The organism is Sinorhizobium kostiense (assembly GCF_017874595.1).
Lineage (GTDB): Bacteria > Pseudomonadota > Alphaproteobacteria > Rhizobiales > Rhizobiaceae > Sinorhizobium > Sinorhizobium kostiense.
The window spans coordinates 1,337,090-1,358,606 of record NZ_JAGILA010000001.1 but is presented as its reverse complement, the minus strand read 5'-3'; the positions used below and the strand labels follow the sequence as shown (position 1 = coordinate 1,358,606).

At 61.8% G+C, this 21,517-nt stretch carries 21 protein-coding genes; 4 read left to right on the top strand and 17 right to left on the bottom strand.

Annotated elements, in window-relative coordinates:
- The first annotated feature begins 8 nt into the window (after nucleotides 1-8).
- The 3 genes from J2Z31_RS06135 to J2Z31_RS06125 all read left to right on the top strand — a co-directional run bounded on the left by J2Z31_RS06135 (nucleotide 9) and on the right by J2Z31_RS06125 (nucleotide 3,210).
- Entirely contained in the window at nucleotides 9-1,082 is a 1,074-nt protein-coding gene (locus J2Z31_RS06135) for an alcohol dehydrogenase family protein (RefSeq protein WP_209600961.1), read from the top strand.
- A 430-nt stretch (nucleotides 1,083-1,512) separates the two neighbouring features.
- Nucleotides 1,513-1,920, top strand: coding sequence for a CopG family transcriptional regulator (locus tag J2Z31_RS06130; protein WP_209600960.1), 408 nt, complete (start codon nucleotides 1,513-1,515; stop codon nucleotides 1,918-1,920).
- A gap of 30 nt (nucleotides 1,921-1,950) precedes the next feature.
- Nucleotides 1,951-3,210 carry an extracellular catalytic domain type 1 short-chain-length polyhydroxyalkanoate depolymerase gene (locus J2Z31_RS06125; RefSeq protein ID WP_209600959.1) on the top strand — a complete coding sequence of 420 codons (1,260 nt, stop codon included), beginning with the start codon at nucleotides 1,951-1,953 and terminating at the stop codon, nucleotides 3,208-3,210.
- Between the two features lie 312 nt (nucleotides 3,211-3,522).
- Here J2Z31_RS06125 and J2Z31_RS06120 read toward each other — a convergent pair whose 3' ends face one another.
- From J2Z31_RS06120 to J2Z31_RS06110, 3 genes are all read right to left on the bottom strand, one after another.
- Complete coding sequence (locus tag J2Z31_RS06120; RefSeq protein ID WP_209600958.1) at nucleotides 3,523-3,879, bottom strand: response regulator; 357 nt, start codon at nucleotides 3,877-3,879, stop codon at nucleotides 3,523-3,525.
- Nucleotides 3,880-3,935: 56 nt separating this feature from the next.
- Complete coding sequence (locus J2Z31_RS06115) at nucleotides 3,936-6,467, bottom strand: PAS domain S-box protein (protein ID WP_209600957.1); 2,532 nt, start codon at nucleotides 6,465-6,467, stop codon at nucleotides 3,936-3,938.
- 270 nt (nucleotides 6,468-6,737) lie between these two features.
- Nucleotides 6,738-7,190 carry a helix-turn-helix domain-containing protein gene (locus J2Z31_RS06110; protein WP_209600956.1) on the bottom strand — a complete coding sequence of 151 codons (453 nt, stop codon included), beginning with the start codon at nucleotides 7,188-7,190 and terminating at the stop codon, nucleotides 6,738-6,740.
- A 69-nt stretch (nucleotides 7,191-7,259) separates the two neighbouring features.
- Between J2Z31_RS06110 and J2Z31_RS06105 the strand changes: the two genes are divergently transcribed.
- Nucleotides 7,260-8,552 carry an MFS transporter gene (locus tag J2Z31_RS06105; protein WP_209600955.1) on the top strand — a complete coding sequence of 431 codons (1,293 nt, stop codon included), beginning with the start codon at nucleotides 7,260-7,262 and terminating at the stop codon, nucleotides 8,550-8,552.
- Nucleotides 8,553-8,555: 3 nt separating this feature from the next.
- On the opposite strand, the gene dhaK is transcribed toward J2Z31_RS06105, so the two are convergent.
- The 14 genes from dhaK to J2Z31_RS06035 all read right to left on the bottom strand — a co-directional run bounded on the left by dhaK (nucleotide 8,556) and on the right by J2Z31_RS06035 (nucleotide 21,364).
- On the bottom strand, nucleotides 8,556-9,551 hold the full coding sequence (gene dhaK / locus J2Z31_RS06100; protein WP_209600954.1) for a dihydroxyacetone kinase subunit DhaK: 996 nt from the start codon (nucleotides 9,549-9,551) through the stop codon (nucleotides 8,556-8,558).
- Between the two features lie 116 nt (nucleotides 9,552-9,667).
- The gene (locus J2Z31_RS06095) at nucleotides 9,668-10,078 is read right to left on the bottom strand and encodes a hypothetical protein (RefSeq protein ID WP_209600953.1); all 411 of its coding nucleotides are present in this window, start codon (nucleotides 10,076-10,078) and stop codon (nucleotides 9,668-9,670) included.
- Nucleotides 10,079-11,692 carry a putative PEP-binding protein gene (locus tag J2Z31_RS06090; protein WP_209600952.1) on the bottom strand — a complete coding sequence of 538 codons (1,614 nt, stop codon included), beginning with the start codon at nucleotides 11,690-11,692 and terminating at the stop codon, nucleotides 10,079-10,081.
- Entirely contained in the window at nucleotides 11,685-12,020 is a 336-nt protein-coding gene (locus tag J2Z31_RS06085) for an HPr family phosphocarrier protein (protein ID WP_209601088.1), read from the bottom strand. The genes J2Z31_RS06090 and J2Z31_RS06085 overlap by 8 nt, the downstream gene beginning before the upstream one ends.
- The gene (gene dhaM, locus J2Z31_RS06080) at nucleotides 12,020-12,418 is read right to left on the bottom strand and encodes a dihydroxyacetone kinase phosphoryl donor subunit DhaM (protein WP_209600951.1); all 399 of its coding nucleotides are present in this window, start codon (nucleotides 12,416-12,418) and stop codon (nucleotides 12,020-12,022) included. Before dhaM ends, J2Z31_RS06085 begins: the two co-directional genes overlap by 1 nt.
- On the bottom strand, nucleotides 12,415-13,062 hold the full coding sequence (gene dhaL, locus J2Z31_RS06075) for a dihydroxyacetone kinase subunit DhaL (protein WP_209600950.1): 648 nt from the start codon (nucleotides 13,060-13,062) through the stop codon (nucleotides 12,415-12,417). The genes dhaM and dhaL overlap by 4 nt, the downstream gene beginning before the upstream one ends.
- Before the next feature lie 132 nt (nucleotides 13,063-13,194).
- Nucleotides 13,195-14,829 (bottom strand): dihydroxyacetone kinase subunit DhaK, encoded by a 1,635-nt coding sequence (locus J2Z31_RS06070; protein WP_209600949.1) that lies wholly within the window; start codon nucleotides 14,827-14,829, stop codon nucleotides 13,195-13,197.
- A gap of 122 nt (nucleotides 14,830-14,951) precedes the next feature.
- Nucleotides 14,952-15,959 carry an ABC transporter ATP-binding protein gene (locus tag J2Z31_RS06065; protein ID WP_209600948.1) on the bottom strand — a complete coding sequence of 336 codons (1,008 nt, stop codon included), beginning with the start codon at nucleotides 15,957-15,959 and terminating at the stop codon, nucleotides 14,952-14,954.
- Nucleotides 15,952-17,049 carry an ABC transporter ATP-binding protein gene (locus J2Z31_RS06060; protein WP_209600947.1) on the bottom strand — a complete coding sequence of 366 codons (1,098 nt, stop codon included), beginning with the start codon at nucleotides 17,047-17,049 and terminating at the stop codon, nucleotides 15,952-15,954. The genes J2Z31_RS06065 and J2Z31_RS06060 overlap by 8 nt, the downstream gene beginning before the upstream one ends.
- Nucleotides 17,050-17,052: 3 nt before the next feature.
- Complete coding sequence (locus J2Z31_RS06055) at nucleotides 17,053-17,265, bottom strand: hypothetical protein (protein ID WP_209600946.1); 213 nt, start codon at nucleotides 17,263-17,265, stop codon at nucleotides 17,053-17,055.
- A complete protein-coding gene (locus J2Z31_RS06050) occupies nucleotides 17,262-18,218 on the bottom strand; it encodes a carbohydrate ABC transporter permease (RefSeq protein WP_209600945.1) in 957 nt (318 codons plus the stop codon). Before J2Z31_RS06050 ends, J2Z31_RS06055 begins: the two co-directional genes overlap by 4 nt.
- Nucleotides 18,215-19,141, bottom strand: a complete 927-nt coding sequence (locus tag J2Z31_RS06045; protein WP_234939267.1) for a carbohydrate ABC transporter permease — start codon at nucleotides 19,139-19,141, stop codon at nucleotides 18,215-18,217. The genes J2Z31_RS06050 and J2Z31_RS06045 overlap by 4 nt, the downstream gene beginning before the upstream one ends.
- A 122-nt stretch (nucleotides 19,142-19,263) precedes the next feature.
- Nucleotides 19,264-20,589, bottom strand: coding sequence for an ABC transporter substrate-binding protein (locus tag J2Z31_RS06040; protein ID WP_209600943.1), 1,326 nt, complete (start codon nucleotides 20,587-20,589; stop codon nucleotides 19,264-19,266).
- Between the two features lie 304 nt (nucleotides 20,590-20,893).
- Nucleotides 20,894-21,364, bottom strand: coding sequence for a hypothetical protein (locus J2Z31_RS06035; protein ID WP_209600942.1), 471 nt, complete (start codon nucleotides 21,362-21,364; stop codon nucleotides 20,894-20,896).
- Nucleotides 21,365-21,517 lie beyond the last annotated feature (153 nt).

Here is a 21,517-nt window from a genome sequence, read left to right as displayed (position 1 = left end):
GCAAAACCATGGTCCCTTCCGTTCCGAAAACCATGGCGGCCGTGCTTCTGACCGGGCACGGCGGGTTGGACAAGCTCGTCTACAGTCGCGAGGTCGCCGTACCGGCTCCCGCTGCCGGCGAAGTCCTGATCAAAGTCTCTGCATGCGGCATGAACAACACCGACGTCTGGGTACGCGAAGGCGCCTACGGCACCGAGGACGACCCGTCCGCCGTCTCGACCTGGCGGCGCCACGGCAACACGCTTAGTTTTCCACGCATCCAGGGCGCAGACACGGTGGGTCACATCGTTGCCGTCGGCGAAGGCGTCGACAAGACTCGCATCGGTGATCGCGTAATGGTCGATTTCTCGATCTACAATCGCGAGGACGATAGCCTCGCCGACATCGACTACATGGGCCACGGACGCGACGGCGGCTATGCCGAATACATGGCGCTGCCGTCGGAAAACGCCCATGTGGTGGCGACCGAGCTGACCGACATCGAGCTTGCAACGTTCTGCTGCGCCTATCTCACCGGCGAACGCATGCTTGAACGGGCGCGGCTTGCGGCTGGCGAGCGCATCCTGGTGACCGGCGCCTCCGGCGGCGTCGGCTCGGCGATCATCCAGCTCGCTCGCGCCCGCGGCGCCGTTCCGATCGCCGTCGCCGGCCCCGGCAAGGAAGCCGCCACGCTTGCGATCGGCGCCGAAGCCGTCGTGACCCGTGGCGACGGAGATCTCGCTGGGGCCGTGCAAGCGGCGAGCGGAGGCCGGCCGATCGACGTCGTCGCCGACCTTGTCGGCGGGCCCCTTTTCAACGATCTTTTGAAGGTCCTGCGTCCGGAAGGGCGCTACACCACCGCCGGTGCCATAGCGGGGCCCATCGTGCAGCTCGATCTCAGGACGATGTATCTGAAGCAATTGGAACTACACGGATCGAGCCAGGGCAGTCGTGCCGATTTCCGCCGGCTGGTGCGTTACATCGAGGACAAGAAGATTCGCCCACTCGTCGGCGGCGTTTACACCTTGTCGGAATTTCAGCGCGCGCAATGTGATTTCATGGCGAAAAAATTCGTTGGCAAGCTCGTCGTGGTTCCCGACTGAATCACAGCTCGCCCGGGTATCGTCGGGAGACTCATGCCACCCGGGTGAATATCAACCCCTCGCTTGAAGAGAATCGAACCGTCAGTCCTTCGTCCGCGCCTCGCGAGCTTCCATACAAGTTGTCTGTGTATGCCGAGCGCATCCAAGCCGCGGCCGTCCGCACAACGCTCAGGACGGAAGGTTTGGGCTAACAGCTGGCCGCGGAGCTCCCAATGACAGCGCCAAGCGCAAACGGCAAGGACGCCGCGGCAGCTTATGGCCCGAAGCAGACCCGCAGAGCTGAAACCGTTGGGATGCTGCGAGCGTGCAAACCTAACGGAGTCTTCGAGGCTGATCGCAATTATCTCGCCAGCAAACAATAAGGCTCTTGCAACGGACCAACGCACCATCCATATACCATCCAGGTGGATGGTGTGAAGGTGGATACTACATGAAAGACTTACGCGAAAAGGGCGGTGAATCGGAGAAGATCACCATCAATCTCGGTTATGTCGATCTTGGGCGCATAGACCTTCTCGTGCAGGAAGGATTCTATTCCAATCGCACCGACTTCATCCGCACAGCGATCCGCAACCAGCTCGCAGCCGAGGCCGAGGCCGTCAGGCAGTCGGTCGTTCGGCACACGCTTGAGTTGGGATTGCGTGACTATAGCAGAGCCGATCTGGAATTGCTGAAGGCGGCCGGCGAGAGACTTCACATCAAAGTGGTCGGACTTGCCCGCATCGCGCCCGACGTCACACCGGAACTTGCTCTGGCAACAATTGAATCCATCACCGTGCTCGGCGCCCTCCAAGCCAGCACCGAGCTGAAAGCAGCGCTGGCCGAACGCATCCGATAGAACTGCGGCCCGACCAACAAGGACAACTCCATGAACAACGATTTTGCGACGGCCATGCGGCATGCGCTACGGTCCACGCGCGCCTTGAACATCGCCGAGGCGACGCGCGTGATCCAAGATGCGCTGGCCGGTCGATCGGGCTCCGCTATTCGCACCCCGACACCGGACATCACACCACCGCCGCCAAATCAGCGCTCCACCCCCTTTCCGGTCGTCCCGGACGCGGAGGTCATCGAGCCACTGGCAAAGCCTGAGGCGGAAGAGCCCGCCGAAAAGGTAGGCGATTTCGCCGCGCAGCGAAGATTGCGGAAACCCTTGGGAGAAGCGGTACGGATCTTGCGCGAGAGTCGATTGCCATCCGGCGTGTTCGGATCGCTACAGGGCGTCGGCCTGCCGGGATTGGCAAAAGAGGCCCCCCCGGCAGTCGTGCCGGACGGGGCACAGTTTCAGGCCCGCTTCTTCACCTGCCCCGCGGGCTCGCGAAGCTACAGGCTCTACATTCCAGCGTCCGCACCCGATCGGCCGCGCGGCCTTGTCATCATGCTTCATGGCTGCAAGCAGGATCCCGAAGACTTTGCTGCAGGAACCGGCATGAACGTGGTCGCCGAGACGCATGGCCTGGTGGTTGCCTATCCCGGTCAAAGCGCGGCTAACAATGCGTCGTCCTGCTGGAACTGGTTCAATCCGGCCGACCAGATGCGCGAAGTGGGGGAACCCTCGATCATTGCGGGAATCACGATGGAGGTCATGTCGGAATTCGGCCTCGATCGCGACCGAGTCTTCGTGGCAGGCCTGTCAGCAGGGGGCGCAATGGCGGCGGTCATGGGCGAGACCTATCCCGATCTCTATTCAGCCGCGGGGATCCATTCCGGCCTGGCCTACGGGTCGGCCAACGACGTCCTGTCAGCTTTCTCCGCGATGCGCGGCGAAGGCGGTGTTGCATCCCGTCCGAAGCGGCACGCCGATGGGCACCGACTCCGGACGATCGTCTTCCAAGGAAATGCGGATCGGACGGTACATCCCTCCAACGCCGATCGGATCGTCGCGGCGGCTATGCCAACTGGCGCGGGTTGGACCGTCCGGAAGGAATCCGGCCGATCCGGCAGCGGGCGGACCTATGCAAGAACCATTGTCGCGGACTCTGCGGGAAGGCCGGCTGTCGAATATTGGCTGGTGGACGGGGTCGGCCATGCCTGGTCCGGCGGCCATTCCGCTGGAACGTATACAGATCCGCATGGTCCGGATGCCTCGTCCCAGATGGTGCGGTTCTTCCTCGATGGGAGGGAATGATGGCAACTGCGGCGTGTTGATGAAGATCCGATTGATGGTCGCAGCCGCCGCTTCGACTCGATCGATGTTCAAGGGCATCTAGGCCCCCTTGCGGTTCGGTTTTCTCGGCGTGGCCCGGGCGGGTCGGGTTGCATGGCTGCGCTCCCCGATGGTTCTCCATCACGCTCGCGCCGCTGCGGAGCGGGATCGGTAGTGTCTCGACAAGGCGGCCAGGGAGGTCATCAAAAATCGGCCGGAACCGCATGAGGGACGCGCGATGAATGGCCCCTTACTGACGCCTCCAGGAACCACCAAGAAGCGCTCCACACACTGCTAAACAGGGCTTGAAATCTGTGAGAGGGCGGTCTCCAGTTCAGCACCCACAAACGGTTTCGTCAGCACAGGCGTGTCGGAGTATTTTGGATCGAGACCTTTGCTACCGTAGCCAGTGGCGAAGATGTAGGGCACACCTCGCTCCGACAGAACGTCGGCCACGGAATAGCTTGACTGACCATCCAAGTTGACGTCGATGATGGCGACGTCGAACTGCCCGCTCCGTGCAATCTCAAGTGCCTCCGTTATCCGAGAGGCTATGGCCCCGACCTCATGCCCGAGGTCATTGAGCATATCTTCGACCAACATAGCGATCAGTGACTCGTCCTCCACGACGAGAACGCGAAGTTTTCTCATTCTTTCAGCTCACCGGCCTGGACAAAACAAGAGAAGGGATCATTCAGCGCAACATCTCATATGAGTGGCGCTTCGATTGTGAAGATCACGCCCCCCGGCGCAAACGAAAGATTGACCTCTCCACCGAGTTCCAGCGCCAAGGCCCTCTCAAGCAGACGGGTGCCAAACCCTTTCCGGCTCGGGGGCTCGACGGCCGGACCGGCAATCTCCTGCCATCGCATATACAGGTAATGTTCACCGTCCCCTCCGCCGACAAGCCACTCGATCTTGATTCGACCCTCGTCCGTCGTGAGTGCGCCGTATTTTGCGGCGTTGGTGCAAAGCTCATGAAAGGCCATGGAAAGCGCAAGCGCCAATTTTGGCCTTAGCAGGAGCGGCGGCCCGGACGCGTGGACGCGCTGCGGTTCGACGCAGAGAGGGTTGATCACCTCCTGGAGGAGTTCCTGAATGTCCACCCCTTCCCAGCTTTCGCGTGTGAGCAGGTCATGTGCCCTGGCCAAAGCTACGAGCCGACTTTCGAATCGTCTGCGAGCCGGGTTCCCGTTTTCGCCGCGGAAGGTTTGCGCAGCCAGAGACTGAACCGTGGCGAGCGTGTTCTTCACCCGATGGTTCAGTTCATTGACCATCAGCTTGCGGCGCTCTTCATTGCGACGCCTCTCAGTAACATCGCGAGCGATCTTCGACGCTCCGACGACGCAGCCCCGGCGGTCTCTCAAGGGGGAAACCGTCAGGGAAATGTCGATCAGGCTTCCGTCCTTTCGCAGCCGCATCGTCTCGTAGCTTTCGATGTGTTCACCACTCTTGATTCGATCGAGAATGACAAGCTCCTCTTCCCGGCGGTCAGGCGGGTAGAGTGCGCTCACAGGTTGGCCGATGATCTCTTCTGCCTCATAGCCGAACAGGCGTTGTGCGCCCTTATTCCATGTCTGTATGACACCCTGCGCGTCCATGCTGATGATGGCGTCGTCCGAGGATTTGACGATTGACGCGAGCCGTTCCTCATACGCCTCGGCTTTCTTGCGATCCGAGATGTCCATCAGCATGTTCACAGCGCCGACGAGCTTGCCGCTGTCGTCATGCAGCGGAGTGGGATAAGGAACGAACGGCACCCGCGTACCGTCAGGCCGTTCGGCAACAGCTTCTTCACCGCGGACCGGCCGATCTTCCCTCAACGCTACCGCCATCGGGCATTGGTCGTGCGGCAGATAACTCCCGTCGGGTCTATAAAGACGCCAACTGACACACCACTTGTCTCCGACCTGTGGGGTGCGGCCAGCCATATCCACGGCCGCTTTGTTAAAGAAGGTGATGTGGCCCTCGGCGTCCGTGGTGTAGATGGCGGCGGGAAGCGCTTCGAGCAAATCGCGCATGCGCTGTTCACGTTCGCGAAGCCGGTCATCCATGTGCTTGGCTTCGGTTACGTCCAGGAGAACGCGCACACCATAGCGGAAGCGTCCGGTGCAGTCGCGCACAGACGAACTGTAAACATCAAGATAGACCGTGGTACCGTCACCCTTTACGGCGCGCTTGCGAACCGCATAGTTGTCGATTTCCCCCCTGACCTGCTGCCCATACAAACGGGCATCCTGCTCGCGGTCATCTTCGTGCGCATAGTCGAGAAAGGTCATGGTCAGGAGCTGTTCGCGCGAGTGGCCGAGCATGGCGCAGAATGCATCGTTTACACGAAGCAGGCGCCCGTCCGCATCAGCCTCCGCTATCCCGATCGTGGCCGCCTGATATGTCGCCGCCAGACGCTCCTCACTCTCCCGCCGGGCGGACTCGGACTCGTAGAGGCCCGTGACGTCGGTGGTAAAGCACCGCGTATTGACGAACTTTCCGTCCTCCAAGCGACTGTTGGAGGTGATCAGGACGTGCTTGATCGAGCCATCCTTTGCGCGCAGGCGCGCGGGATAGCGATCGAGTTTTTCGCCACAGGACAGCCGCTGAAGGATCTCGCCGATGATGGGCGCATCTGCGTGAAACTCGGCTATGTGGCGGCCGACATACTCCTCCGGCTCGTATCCCAAGAGCTCCAGTTCTGCTTTGTTGGCTCTCAGGATAATCCCCGCGCCGCTCACAATGTGCAAACCGATGGCGCTGTTTTCAAAGAAATCCTCAAGGTCCTTGCTCTTGCGACGGACTTCCTCTTCGATCTTCTTCTGCTCTGAGATATCTTGGAAGCAATTGATCGCCCCCTGGATTTCACCCCGGCGGCCGATAAGCGGGCGAATGTTGACGAGTGCCACGATGCGGGAGCCGTCAGGCCGCTCGATCATCACTTCGGCATTTCGCGTAGCGACGCCGCTCCTCATGGCCTGGGCCATGGGGCACTCCGCGTGCGGCAGGGGAGAACCGTCCGGGAGGAAAAGACGGTGGGAACCACAAAACCGCTCCCTTGGCTCATCGAGCGATGGCCGTCTTCCCCAAAGCTCGGCGGCTTCAGAGTTATAGCGAACGAGCCATCCCTCGTGGTCACAGACGTAGACGGCTCCCGGTATCGCGTCGAGCACGCCGGGGGCTGCGGTGACAAGCGCCTCATATTCGCTCAACAGGCGGCCGGTCAGCGGAAATTCTTCGATATTCGACATAGAAAAAAGGGCCCCTTTTGGGCATTCAAGGGTCATCGACCTTGCCGGAGTATTGGGCTATCCCAAAGGTGCCGCCTCGTACCTAGGCCGCATTCAACGTATCGGACGCGCCCTTTGTTCCCAGCAAGAAGACCTGTTCTTCCCTCCCACGCGGTCTTCGCCAAGGCTTACCTGAAGGCAATAGCTATTTGTATCCCACCGGCAGCGGCAAGACGAACGAGTGGCCGGATCATCTCTGACGTTCCGGCACTCCTACGGGAAGGGTCGTGCCTAGTCATGAGGAATTCTCACACTGTTGGCCGCCCGTTTCCGAGACCGCCGGTCCGCTATCTGCCTGCTCGACGCTGCCTTCATGAGCTTGCGGAAACTCGGGCATTCGAGGTGCGTCGGAGCGGAGCAATCGGCTACATGTCGAAGTGCATCCCGCAATACGCGCAGATTCGCGATTTGCCGCTCTAGTTCGTCTGCCTTGGCGTGCAGATCAGCGCGGGGAAGATGGAGTTGACCATCCTGCCCGAACATCTGAGCGATCTCTGCCAGGGAAAAGCCGGCCAATCTCCCGAGATCGATGAGTGAGAGTTTCAGGAGGACGTCCGCATCGAACTGGCGACGCAGGCCATGCCGGCCAACGGAGCGGATCAATTTGATTTCCTCATAGTAGCGCAGTGCCGATGGCGAGATGCCAGTGCGTTCCGCGACTTCGCCGATGTCGAGAAATTTCATGCTTGACCTCAAGTTGACTTGAAGTGGCAGTGTGCTCCGAGTTGACTGCTTTCAGCAAGAGGAAAGGCTATGGAAGGCTTGGAAATTGGAAAGAAGAAAGCGATCTGGCGGGACGAACGGGCGATCGCGCTTTTGATGGCGGCAATGTTGACCACGATGGCGAACGCGACCATCAGTCCGGCCCTGCCGGGACTTCAGCGCCTGTTCGCGGAGGATCCGAACGCGGCGATCCTGACGCGCCTGCTTGTGCCTGCGCCTTCGCTGTGCGTCGCTTTCTGCGCCCCTTTTGCGGGACTCGCGGCCGACCGGTTCGGGCGGCGTCGGCTGTTGCTGGGCGGCGTCATGCTGTTTGTGGTCGCCGGAAGCTGCGGGCTTTTCCTGCCGGATCTCCGGACGATCTTCGTCAGCCGGCTTGTTCTCGGGGTCGCCGTCGCCCTCATCATGACGGCACAGACTGCGCTGATCGGAGATTATTTCTCCGGCACCGCCCGAAGCGCGCTGACCGGCTTGCAGATATCGGCGCGAAACTTCGGTGGACTTCTCTTCATCTCGTTGGCCGGATGGGCTGCGCTCGTGTCACCGCGTCTGCCTTTCGCGATCTATTGCCTGCCCATCGTGGTCCTGCCCTTGATGTGGAAGGTGATCGTCGACACCGCCCGGCCCTCGCCCAAACAGGCAGCCGATATGATCAACGGGGCCGATGGATCTCCCACCTGGCGCTTGCTCTTTATGGCACTGGTGTTCCTTCAGGCCCTGACGAACATGCTCTTCTTCATCGTGCCGACGCAGTTGCCGTTCTTCCTCGATGCGTACGGCGAGAACAGTGCCGTCATGACCGGATCGTCCCTGGCCCTGCTGATGCTGACCGGCGGCTGCTTCGCGCTCCTCTATCCACGAGTTCGACGGGGTGTCGGCTATGTCGGTGTCTTCGCTTTCGGCTATGCAGCCATGGCTTCTGGCTTTTTCCTCCTGACCGTTTCGGAGGCCGCCGCAAAGGTTTTCGCCGGAGCTGCGTTGATCGGTGCGGGCTATGCGCTCGTTTCGCCGACCTTTGTAGCCCTCGTGCTTAATCTCGTACCTGCCGAGCGGCGAGGGCTTGCCGGCGGCATTCTGACCGCTTCGGTGTTCATCGGACAGTTCTGTTCTCCCCTCCTCAGCACGCCAGCGATTTCGGGTGCAGGCTACCAGGGGTTGTTTCGGGGCACCGCGGTGCTTCTGGCGACAATGGCTCTGACCGCATTGGCTGTCGGGGGTGTCGGCCATCTAGCGCATCGGCTGCACGGCCGCCGTGGCAGCCGGACGCATGCCGCGCTTGTGAGCGCTAGCGACCAATTTGGAGGAACCGCATCGGCAGCTGATTAACGATCAGCCTCCCCAGCGCAGCACCGCGGTGTCGACCGGCGCATCCCACAGCGAAAGCTCTCGTTCCTCGAGACGCGCAACGGTGATTGAGAGGCCTGCCATGTCCAGAGAGGTGACATAGGTTCCGACCAGCGAACGGGCAACCGTGATGCCCAAGCTGTGGAGCCGCGCTCGGGCGGAATGGTAAGCGAGATACAGTTCCGATACCGGCGTGCCACCGAAGCCGTTGATGAAGAGGAGCAGCCCCTCGCCCCGGGGCGGTGCTAAATCGCTCAGGATTGACTCGAGCATCGTTTCCACGATTTCGTCGGCGGCCGCGAATTTTACCCGTGCGCGGCCCGGCTCCCCGTGAATTCCGACGCCCACTTCCATTTCGTTTTCGCTGAGCACGAAGGTCTCCCGCTCCGTGTCGGGTACGGTCACACCGCGCAGCGACACCCCCATGGTGCGGATGCGGCCGTTCAGGTCGTCGGCAAGCGTGCACAGTGCGTCGAGCCCCCAGCCGGCCTCCGCCGCCGCCCCGAGCAGCTTCTCCACCACGATCGTTCCCGCAACGCCTCTCCTGTCCTGGCTGCGCGTCGACCCGCCGGGATCGACGTCGTCGCGCACCACGACGGTGGCGATCCGGTGCTCAGTCGCGGCGAGTTCGGCGGCCATCTCGAAATTCATGACGTCGCCGTCATAGTTCTTGACGATGAGCAGACATCCCTCGCCGCCGTCCGTTTCCCGTATCGCGGCAATAATCTGATCCGGCGTTGGAGAGGTGAAGACATGTCCGGTGCACGCGGCGTCCAGCATGCCTCTCCCGACAAAGCCGACATGCATCGGCTCGTGCCCGGCGCCGCCGCCCGAAATGAGCGCGACTTTGCCCGGTCGCAAACTGCGCCGGCGAACGAACTTCCCGTCGGCCCCGAATGTCACTAGCCGTTCGTGGGCCGCAACCAGACCCGCAAGGCTTTCAGCGACGAGCGTCTCGGATCGGTTCATGAATTTCTTCATCGTGCCCCTCCCACGACGCCGTGCTCTCCTGCCCCGCGGAAATCGACGCTCAATCGGACTCGAATTTAGATAATCCCGCCAGCGGGCATCGATGTACTGAAACACATCGCGACCCTCTAATCCATCGTTCCGACCAGTTTCGCCATGTTCCGTACGAGTTCTTCGATCGCTTCGTCGAACAGGCGGTTCTTCTTTTCATCGCCGAGATCGGGAACGATCAGGGAGAGCTGGCGCAGCTTCTCGGTGCTTCCGAAATCCGGCAGCTTGCCAGGGTGTGCGGATTGATAGGCCTGAAGAAAACGATCTTGCTCGCCCGGGCTGAAGTGGCAGACGCGGAAGATCGTTGCGAGATGGCGCGCCGGCAGCGGGGTTGAATAGGTCGGACTCGTCACCTGGGTCACGAAGCTGCGATGCTTGCCGAGCGCCGCGGCGAGCCGCTGACGGGTTCCCGACGGCCGATTGTCGATGATTTGCGCCAGAATCGTCTTGTAGGCGATGATGGCGTCTTCAACCGTCCCGCGCGACATTCATTTCCTCTCCGCCACAGTCCGACCATCCGAACACAAGGCGCCGATTGTAGATCGTATATCCGCCGCGCGATTGGGCGTCACCGAGAAGTGGCGAAGGCCCGCGGCCATGAGCGCCGGTATATGCCGGGGGTCGGAAGCCATCTCGCCGCAGACGCCGATCGGCTTATTCATCGTCTCGGCAAGCGCCATTCCCTGCGCGATCACCCTTAAGACCGCCGACGTGGCGGCGTTGTAAAGCGGGGCCACGCTATGGTCGTCTCTTGCGGCAGCCATCAGATATTGCGCCAGATCATTCGTTCCGAAGGAGAAGAAGGCGGAGCGCGAAAAGCGCTCGAGCATCAGCGCCGCCGCGGGAACTTCCACCATCATGCCGATCTCCGGCATGCGCGCCTCCACTCCGCTCCCTGAGAGATCAGCGCGCTCCTCTTCGAAGAACGTCCGCATCGCATCGAGCTCGTCCGGAACCGTCACCATCGGCAAGAGGACGCCGAGATCGCCGTGCACAGCGGCGCGCAGCAGTGCGCGCGCCTGGGCGCGGGCAAGCTCCGGCCGCGCCAGGAGCAACCGGATGCCCCTGAGGCCCATGAAGGATTCGCTTCTCCTGGCCCCGAGGCCCGGCAATGTCTTGTCGCCGCCGAGATCGAGCATGCGCACGATCACCGGCGCGTCGCCGGCCCATTCCAGCGCGTGCCGATAGATAAAGTAATGTCGTTCCTCATCGACGACGTCCGCAGGCGAAGTCACCAGAAATTCGGTCCGCATCAGACCGATGCCAGCGAAGGACGCGGGATCAACGGCCTTAAGCTCTAGCGGATCGTTGATGATGGCGGACAGTCGGATCGCAACGCCGTCGGCGGTTTCGATCACTCCGCCCTCGCGACGCGCGGCGCTCGGCTTTGTTGCAGGCGTCTTCGATTTCGCCTCGCGAACATCCGCATCCTCGGGCGCGATTACGGCTCGGCCGCCATTCGCATCGACAAGCAAGCGCACACCGGCGGGGACTGCGAAGCGCCCCGTCGCCACCAGCATTGGTACCGAACGGCTGCGGGCGAGCATTGCCACGTGGCTGGAGACGCTGCCTTCGAAGAGGACGATGCCGCCGCCGGAGGTCCAGTCATGCGCAAGGAAGATGCTAGGCTCGAGATCCTTTCCGACGAAAACCGAACCCGGCGCGAAGTCCTCCAGCGGGCGGCCCGTCAGCGCGCTGAGGACGCGATTGCGGATGTCGACAATATCGATCGCGCGTGCGCGGAGCTGCTCATCGGGCGCCTCCTCGATACCGGCGATATAGTCGTCCAGCGCCCCGAACCAGGCGAGAGCGGCGCTGTCGCCGGCGACGATCCGGTCCTCGGCCATTTCGACGAGAGCCGGATCGAGCAGCATCTCGATCTGGAAATCGAGGATGCCGGTGCTCTCCTCGTCCGACCGATCCGCGAGAGTTTCGAGCTCCGCGATGGCCGTGGCGACGGCGCGCCGCAGCTTGTCGCTTTCCGCGGCCAGGGTTTCGCCAAGCGCAAGCGCGTCCGCCGTAATATCGGCGGCGAGATGGACACGCCCGACCCCCACGCCGGGGGAGGCTGAGATCCCAGTGATTTCAAGAGTTTCAGCCATGCTTTTTATCTTCATCGAAATCGCGCTCGACGAGCGCCTTGAGAGCATGGATCGCTTCGGCGGCGCGTAAGCCCCTGGCTCGGATTTTCAGGATCGAACCCCTTCGGATTCTCGCCCCCATGATCTTGACGATGCTCTTGCCGTTCAGCCAAACGTGGCTGTCGTTGACCTCGATCTCGATGGTGCAGGGAAACGACTTGGCGAGTCTCGTGAAAGTGACCGACGGGCGGGCATGCAGTCCGAAGCCGTGCGTCACCTCAATCTCCGCCTGGCAATAACCGTGCGTATCGACTGCCTCCGGCGCTGCCCGTCGCGGCCTGTTGTCCATCACGGCGACAGCTCCTCCGCAGTCGCCACGACGCGGGCGAGAGCCGCGCCACCAGACGCTTCAGCCGCAGCCATAACCGCCCCTTCGACCAGTGGCGCGTTGCAAATGATCACTTTTCCGGAGCGCGGTTCTCCAAGCATTTCGATCGCCATTTCGCTGTTGGTCTCCGCCCCGCCGAGATCCACGAAAACGGCGACCCCGGCATCCGACCATGCCCGCTCGATCGCCGCCATTATATCGACCGCATGCGTACCAAGCCCACCTTCGGCGTTGCCGCCCGACCAAGCGAGCGGCACGCAATCGCCAACCATCTGGCGCACCATGTCGGCGGTACCCTCCGCCACGAGCTGAGAATGCGAGACGATGACGATGCCGACATTTGCGGAATTCGGGTTCATGCCGGCCATTGCTCCTCCAAGAAACGACAGATCGCCGCCGTCAGCAGCGCACAGCTCTTCGCGCCGGGATCGACATGTCCGATCGAGCGATCTCCGAGAAACGCGGCGCGCCCTCGCATTGCCCTCATGCCGGTAGTGAGGCTTGCCGCACGTTGCGCCACTTCGCAGATGCCTGCCAATCCCGCGCGCCTTACCACTTCGCCATGCACCGGGTAAAGCACGTCGAGCAGCGTTTTGTCGCCGGGGCTTGCCCGCCCACGACGGGCGACGGCATCGACGGCACGCTCGAGTGCGCGTGCAAAGTCGATTTGTCCGCTAGCACCGGACAACTGACGGCCGATCTCGATCAGCAGCGTTCCATAGAGCGGACCGGCCGCGCCGCCGACGCTCATCACGAGCGTGAGACCGATCTCCTCCAGTGCTCGCGGCAGGGCAAGCTGCACGAGGCGGCTGCGCTCGACATGGACCGCTTCCAGCCCACGACGCATGTTGGTGCCATGATCTCCGTCGCCGATCGCGCGGTCGAGTTCTGAAAGATGATCGGCATTGGCGGCGATCACCTCGCGACAGGCGTCGATCAACCCGCCGATGAGCGCTGCGTTTGCCGACACCTCGAACACCTTCTTCCAACCCTCCCCGATCATACTCGCGATCGGCCGTCATCGTTAGTGCATGTGTCTAGCGCCGGTGAGGCAAAGTGCGCGCGGCTTTCCGCCAGCATCCGGCGCTACCTAGCGTTTACGATTTTTAGTCGATCCGAAGGAAATTATCGTGATCTAACGAAGCCCCGCTGCGACTTCGAAGACCGCGGCCACCGCCATGGCTCCCGGATCCGGTACGCCGTCGAGGTCCCGTTCGCCGACATAGGAGGCGCGGCCGGCCTTCGCCTTCTTCATCGCCCGCGTCGCGTCGGCGCCGGCCCGCGCTGCGGAAGCCGCCGCGGCAAGACCACGGGCCTTGAGGGCGCGCAGCGCCGGATCCAGGGCATCCACCATCGTGCGATCGCCGACGGCCGCCCCGCCGTAGAAGATCATCCGTTCGAGCCCCGCCAAGAGCGCGCCCGCGATGTCTTTGGTGTCCGAGTAGGCCTTGGCGGCGGCGGTGAAGAAGATCGACAGCAGCACGCCGCTTGAACCACCCATGCTGGTGCTGAGAATGCTGCCGATCGACGAGAGCGTCGCCGCGATGTCCTTCAGCGGCAGCTTTTCGATATGCGCCAGAACGCTGCGCGAACCGGTCGCCACAGTCGAGCCGGTATCGCCATCACCTGCCCGGGCGTCGAGGTGGTTGAGCTCCGCTTCGAGCGAGAGGAGATGATCGCAGATCGCCGCGATCAGCCTATCGGCGGCCGGATCATGACTTGCCGCCGCGAGCTCAGTGGCGGGCACGGCAGTTGCCGGCAGAACGGAGACATCATGCCGCTCCACGGCGGGGATCCAGGCATGCGGGCCCACCGGCGATTTCAATGCTGCCTCACGCTCGCCATCGAGCCGCATCAGGGAGAGCGAAAAGCCGTTCATGTTGAGCGCCGTCATCAGCGGGGCCGGGCCTATTGTCAACTGCACGCGCTCGGCGAGTGACGAGGAAAGAACCGTGTGGGCGATCAATCCCATCTCGATGGGTGGCACGGCACCGAGATTATTGATGAGAAGCACATAGCCGCCATCCTCCGGCAAAGCTCTGGAAAGCCGCTCGGACATGGTGGCAACAATGCTGCGCGCCTCCTGCAGAGCAATCCGTTCGGCACCGGGCTCGCCGTGGATTCCGAGTCCCAGTTCCCCCTCCTCCGCCTCGAGCCGCTCCACATGGGCCTGGCCGGGAATCGAACAGGAGGAAAGCGACACGCCTAGCGAAACGATATCATGCGCGGCCAATCGTGCAGCGCTCGCAACGGTCTCGAGATCGGCATCCTGCTCGGCCAGGTGCCCGGCAATCTTGTGGACGAAGAGCGTTCCGGCGACGCCCCGCGGCTGCGGTATCTCCGGCAATGCGATGTCATCTGCGACGATCACCATTTCGACGCGAAAGCCTTCGACGCGCGCCTTCTCCGCCGCGAGTCCGAAATTGAGCCGATCGCCGGTGTAGTTCTTGACGATCAAAAGGCAACCCTTCGACCCGGTCACGGCGCGAATCGCAGTCAGTACCGCATCGACGCTCGGCGAGGCGAAGATCTCGCCGGAAACCGCCGCGGTCAACATGCCTTTGCCGACAAAGCCCGCGTGCGACGGCTCATGGCCGGCGCCCCCACCTGAGATGATTGCGACCTTCGCCTTGTCCCAGTCGCCGCGCAGGACGACCTTGATGTCGGGATAGGTGTCGAGGCGCGCGAGGCTTCCCGCCGGCGCTGTCTGCAGCAGGCCGTCGAGCGCTTCGGTGACGATGTTTTCCCTGCGGTTGAAAAAGTGCTTCATCGTGTTCATCCAATTGTCTTGTCGATTGGTCCCGCGTCGCATTCAACGGGTACACGCGGTCTCGTTCTTATGCATGTCGTTGCCCCGGACCGCTGCACACTTCTGGGCGACATGCATCAGCATCAGCGCAGCCGCTCGCCGTCCGATCCGAAATAAAGGGGCTGTCTCAGCGTGAGATTGATCCGGTCGCCCGGTTTGATGGAGAGATAGGGATCGGCAAGCGTCACGAGCTTGTGCCCCTGAACCCGGATGTGCAGGTGGTTCTGGTCGCCGAGGTGCTCGATCCAGTCCACCTCGGCATTGCCCTGAGCGTGTGTGGCGATCTCGAGATGTTCGGTCCGTGCGCCGATCGTCTGCGCGCCGGCAGGCGCCGCGGCGCCGGGCAGGAGGTCTATGGGAAGCAGATTAATGTGCGGCTGGCCGAGGCGCGCGGCGACGTGCAGATTGGCCGGGTCCCCGTAGATCTCCCGCGGCGTGCCGATCTGCACGAGCCGCCCTTCGGAAAGAATGCCGATGCGATCGGCCATAGTCATTGCCTCGACCTGGTCATGGGTGACGTAGAGAAGCGTTGAGCTCAGCTCTTTCTGGATACGTTTCAGTTCCAGGCGAAGTTCTGCCCTGAGCTTCGCATCGAGCGAAGACAGCGGTTCATCCATGAGATAGATCGCCGGACGGCGCACCAGCGCGCGGCCGATCGCGACGCGCTGCATCTCACCGCCCGAAAGCCGCGTCGAGCGGTTTTGGAGCTTGTGCTCGATCCGAACCATACGTGCCACCTCGCGCACGCGGCGGTCGATTTCCTCGGCGCCGAGCCGCCGTGCCGGCGAGCGCAGCGGAAAGGCGAGATTGTCGTAGACGCTTAAGTGCGGATAGAGCGAATATTGCTGAAAGACGAAGGCCACGTCCCGCTCGGCCGGCGACTGCCGGCCCACGTCGCGCCCGGAGATCGTCAGCCGCCCGCAATCCGGTCTTTCGAGACCGGCGATCAGACGCAGGGTCGTCGTTTTTCCCGCACCCGTCGGCCCGAGAAGGACCACGAATTCCCCATCCCTGATGGTCAGCGACAGATTGTCGATGGCAACCGTGTCGCCGAAAGTCTTGCCGATACCGTGAATGACGACCTCAGCCATGGTGCACCTCCGTATAGAGAGATGAGGCGATCGCCCTGCCGGAGGCGCAGTCGAAGACTGCGAGCTTTGCCGGATTGAATTCCAGCCCGACGGTCTCGCCGAGCCTGAAGCTGTGGTCGGCAGAAACGCGCGCCTTGACGATGCCGGAGGCGGTCTCCACGGCGACGATCTGGTTGGTGCCGAGATATTCGCTGCCGTAGACGGCACCGCGGATGGGGGATCGATCGCTGAAGCGGATATGTTCCGGACGGACGCCGAGCGCCATTTCGCCCGGCGCCACGTCCTCCCCCACCTCCGGCACGGCGATCTCGAAGCCGTCGAGGAAGATCGACCGCGTGCCCCTCTCGAGCCCCGAATGGAAGCGCATGAAATTCATCGGCGGCGAGCCGATGAAGTCGGCGACATACATCGAAGCAGGGCGATTGTAGATTTCCTGTGGCGTGCCGTACTGCTCGATGACGCCATGGTTCATCACCGCGATCTTATCGGCCATTGCCATGGCTTCGTGCTGGTCATGGGTCACGTAAACTGTCGTCGCATGGATGCGATTGTGGAGCTCGCGCAACTCATGGACCATCACCTCGCGGAACTCCGCATCGAGCGTGCCGAGCGGCTCGTCCATCAGGAAGCATTTGGGGCGCCGGATGATCGCGCGACCGAGCGCAACACGCTGGCGGTCGCCGCCGGCGAGGCCCGAAACCGACCGGTCGAGGATGTGAGCGATCCTCAGGAGCTTTGCAGTCTCCTCGACGCGGGCGCGGATTTCCGCCTTCGGCACGCCCTGCGACAGGAGCGGGAAACCGATGTTCCGGCGCACATTCATGTGCGGATAAAGCGCGAAGAGCTGGAAGACGAAGGCGATGTCGCGGGCGCTCGCGCGGTTGTAGGTGACGTCCTCGCCGTCGAGATAGATCTTGCCGTCGGTCGGCAGCTCGAGCCCGGCGATCATTCTGAGCGTCGTCGTCTTGCCGCATCCGGAGGGGCCGAGCAGCGCCAGGAACTCGCCATCCTCGACGGTGAAGCTTGAATCCTCGACCGCGACGAAATCGCCGAATTGCTTGCGGAGGTTTACGATCTTGATCTCGGACATCGTTCACTCCGGGAATTTCGAGACGATGATGAACAGGACTGTTCCGGTGAGCAGCATGGCGAGCGAATAGGTGTAGAGCGCCAGCAGGAACGGCTGGAACAGCATCAGGAAACCCGCTGCGATGAGCACCGTTGCGATGTTTTCCATCGGTCCACGCCGGAGGAAGAACGGCCGCTTCTTCCGGGCTGCACGAGCCATGTCTTGCGGATTTGTCATTTGCGGACCGCTCCGAAGGTGATGCCACGCAGCAACTGCTTGCGCAGGATGATGGTGAAGACGAGGATCGGCACGAGGAAGATCGTCGTGCCGGCGGCGACCGCCGGCCAATCCTGCCCGCCTTCGCCAATGATCGTGGGTATGAAGGGCGGCGCCGTCTGCGCCGAACCCGAGGTCAATAGCACCGCGAAGGCATATTCGTTCCAGGCGAAGATCAGGCAGAAGATCGCGGTCGCTGCAATCCCGGTCGTCGCCTGCGGCAGCACAACCTTCCAAAAGGCCTGCAGGCGGGTATAGCCGTCAATCATCGCCGCCTCCTCGTATTCGCGCGGGATTTCGTCGATGAAGCCTTTGAGAAGCCAGACGGCGAGCGAGACGTTGACGGCCGTATAGAGCAGGATCATGCCGAGCGCCGTATCGGAGAGGCCGAACTGGCGGTACATGAGATAGATCGGGATCGCGACCGCGATCGGCGGCATCATCCGGGTCGACAGGATGAAGAACAGGAGATCGTCGGCGAGCGGCACGCGGAAGCGCGAGAAGCCATAGGCCGTAAGCGTTCCGAGCGACACCGCAAGGAAGGTTGAGCCAAAGGCTATGACGAGCGAATTGCCGAAGCGGGGCCAGTAGTTCGACGGCCCTGCGATGACCATGTTGCGGTTGCGGGTGATCTCGTCGCAGGCCCCCGTCGGGGCGGGGAGCGACTGAATGTAGTCCGGCGTTTGCCGCGTTCGCGTGGTGAAGAGGTTGCAGAAGCCCTCGAGCGTCGGCGTGAACACGATCTTGGGTGGATAGCTAATCGAGTCCGGCGGCGACTTGACGCTCGTCAGGAAGATCCAGGCGAGCGGCACCATAGTCACCAGTGCATAGATGATGACGATCGCGCCGGCGATACGCTTCACGGTCGGCGTCGGCTCGACCACGGAATGGGCTGTAACGTTGAGCGAGCTCATCTCTGTTTCACCCTGTTGAGCGCTTTGACATAGATGTTTGCGAGGCCGAACACCGCGACGAAAAGGATGATCGCGAAAGCCGAGGAGCGCCCTGTGAGCCAGCTTTCAAAGGCTTCTCGCTTCAGCGTGATCGAAGCGACCTCGGTGGTCGAGCCAGGCCCGCCGCCGGTTAGAAGCATCACCATGTCGAACATCTTGAAGTTCTCGATGCCGCGGAAGAGCACCGCGAGCATGATGAAGGGCAGAGCCATCGGCACGGTGATCGACCAGAACTGCCGCCAGGCGGAAGCGCGATCGACCTCCGCCGCCTCATAGATGTAGTCCGGGATGGATCTGAGGCCGGCGAGGCAGATCAGCATGACGTAGGGCGTCCACATCCAGGTATCGACGATGATGATTGCCCACGGTGCCAGGTCCACTGAACCGAGCATCTCGAAGGATGACGGCGGGATCCCCGTGAAGAACGAGACGATATAATTGAAGAGGCCGATCTGCGGCTGGTAGAGGAACCGCCAGAAATTGCCAACGACTGCCGGCGACAGCATCATCGGAATGAGGATGACCGTCGTCCAGAAGCCATGCCCGCGGAATTTGCGGTCGATCAGATAGGCGAGCGCGAATCCGATGACGGTCTGCAACAGAATCGTCCAGAAGACGAAATGCGCCGTCGTCTGCATGGCGATCCAGATGTCCGGATCGTTCAGCACTCGCTGGTAGTTTCGCAGGCCGACGCCTTCGACCGCGGCGTTGGGGCGGTTCGCGCGGAAGTTCGTGAAGGACAGATAGACCGCCCAGATCAGGGGGAAGATATTGATCGCAAGCAGCAAGGCGATCGTCGGCGTTACGAAGAGCCAGGCGATGGCGCGGTCCGAAAGGCCGCGCACACGAGCGGCGATCGTCGTCGGCGTAGCGTGTGCAAGCATGTCGGAGGATCGCTCCGCGATGGTTGAAGGGGCATCGGTCACGGATGTCACCTGAATTCAAGAAAGGAGGAAATCGAGGTCGACGGCCCGGGCTTTGGCAGCCGGGCCGTTCGTGAGGAAGCCTAGAGCTTGCCTTCGTCCTCGAAGATTTCCTTCCAGTCGTTGACGAGTGCGTCGAGCGCTTCCTGGGCGGTGCCCTGATCAGCCACGACATAGTCGTGCAGCCGCTTCTGCATCGCCTGCAGCAGGATTGCGTAGGACGGCTCCTGCCAGAAGTCCTGCACCTGGTTCATCGCCACGAGGAAGTCAGCCGCGAAGGGTTGGCTGTCCTTGAAGGATGGCTCGTTGAGGACCGCATTATGTACGGCATAGCCGCCGAGCGCCCACCATTTCTTCTGCACTTCCGGCTGGGCGAACCATTTGATGTAGGCGAGCGCGCCGTCCATGTTGTCGGTATTGGCGACGACGGAGATTCCCTGTCCGCCGAGCGTCGAGGCGGCCACCTTCTGCTTGGGGTTGACGAAGAAGCCGATTTTGTCGCCGCCGACCTTCTCGTCTTTGTGAAGGCCCGGGAAAAAGGCGAACCAGTTCATCGCCATGGCCACCTGGCCGGATTTGAAGGCATCGAGCCCCTCGCCCATGTAGCTGTCGGTATAGCCGGGCGGCTGGCAGCATTTGTAGAGCGCCTTGTAAGCTTCGAGCCCAGCTACGGCATCCGCAGAGTTGACGGCACCCTCCATGTCGTATTTGCCGGGTGTCTGCTCATATTTGAAGCCGAAGGGATAAAGGGCCGAGGTCGCGCCCATGGTGACGCCCTCGGAGGCGCGCTCGGTGAAGATCGCCGCCCCATAGACTTTTTGACCGTCGATCTCACGCCCAGTGAAAAATTCGGCCACTTGCTTTAACTCGTCCCAGGTCTGCGGCGGGCCGAGATCGCGACCGTATTTCTGCTTGAATTCGGCCTGCAATTCCGGCTTGGCGAACCAGTCCTTGCGATAGAACCAGCCGTTGGCGTCGCCCATGGCTGGCAATGCCCAATAGTTCGGCGTGCCTTTCGGCCAAGTGGAATAGGCATTGACCGCGGCTTCCGCGAAATCGCTCATCTTGATTCCTTCTTTATCGAAGAAATCGTTGAGCTTGACGTAGTAGCCGTTTTCGGCGGACCCGCCGATCCACTGGCTGTCGCCAATGAGGAGATCGCAGAGCTTGCCGCCAGAGTTGAGCTCGTTGAGGATACGGTCGGCAAAATTCGGCCAGGGCACGAATTCGAATTTCATCGTGGTGCCGGTCGCTGCGGTGAAATCCTTCGAGAGCTCGACCAGCGCATTTGCCGGGTCCCAGGCCGCCCAGCAGAGCGTCAATTCGTCGGCCTTCGCCATTCCCGGTATCACCGTCGACAGCACGAGTGCCGACGACATGCCCATCAGGATCTTCGTCATCTTCCGCATGTATTCCTCCCAGATACAGTACCGACCAACGCCGGCCTCGGAATAATTTCCCCTTGCTCACACGCCCAAGACAAACTCCCTCATGTTGAGCAATGTGTTTAGTGATATACGTTTTACTAAACACATCAAGTGCAATTCGTCGCTGCACTGCAGCACGCGCGCCGATGGGCCAGGCGGTGCATTGCAGATGACGCCAACTCCCCTGTCAGGAGATCACCGACATTGCGCTCCTAGGCGTGCCTGGATCAGCAGCTTTGGAACAATCTTTCCGCGTGGGGCGACGATAATCGCGAGTTGACGGCCCTCAAAAGCGCTCGCCACGCGGCAAACGTTGCTCGCTTACCACCCGGGGATCGGCTCGCAGCATTTGCGAGTACCCGCTGGAACAGAACGCGATCCTGCCGCCGGGAGGCGAGTTCATGCTGATCGTCCAACGCCAAAACTCGAATGATCGCACCAAACGCTCCCGGGTGACCCGGTCGATAGACAGTTCACTCATCGCCGTTCGCCCCCCGCTGTCGCCGTGATCTATGGAAATCTGCAGATCAGAGACGTCGTGGAACGTCAGCGTGGCCGGGGCTACGCGGAAGTGAGCCTTTCCAGAACTCTCACAGAGCCACTCGGCGATGAAGTCGATGTCGAGTACCAGGTCGCTGCGCCAATCTTGCTTTTCGGGTTCGCCGATATCAAACCTGATCCCGTAGATGAGGTTGTCATGCCATTGCCAGACGAGATCGTCGTCGCGTGGATCATCATAGTTGGCGTCAGTTTCCATCGGAGTCGTCCCTAAACTTGAATGCGGCGGCTCGCTTTCTCGTGATCAAGCTCGACGAGCCACATCGGGGCGCCAAGCACACGCGCAGAGTATGACCATCGCTTAGACAGCAATGTAAGGCGTGCGCGGTTTGACAAGCTCGCGAGTCCAGCA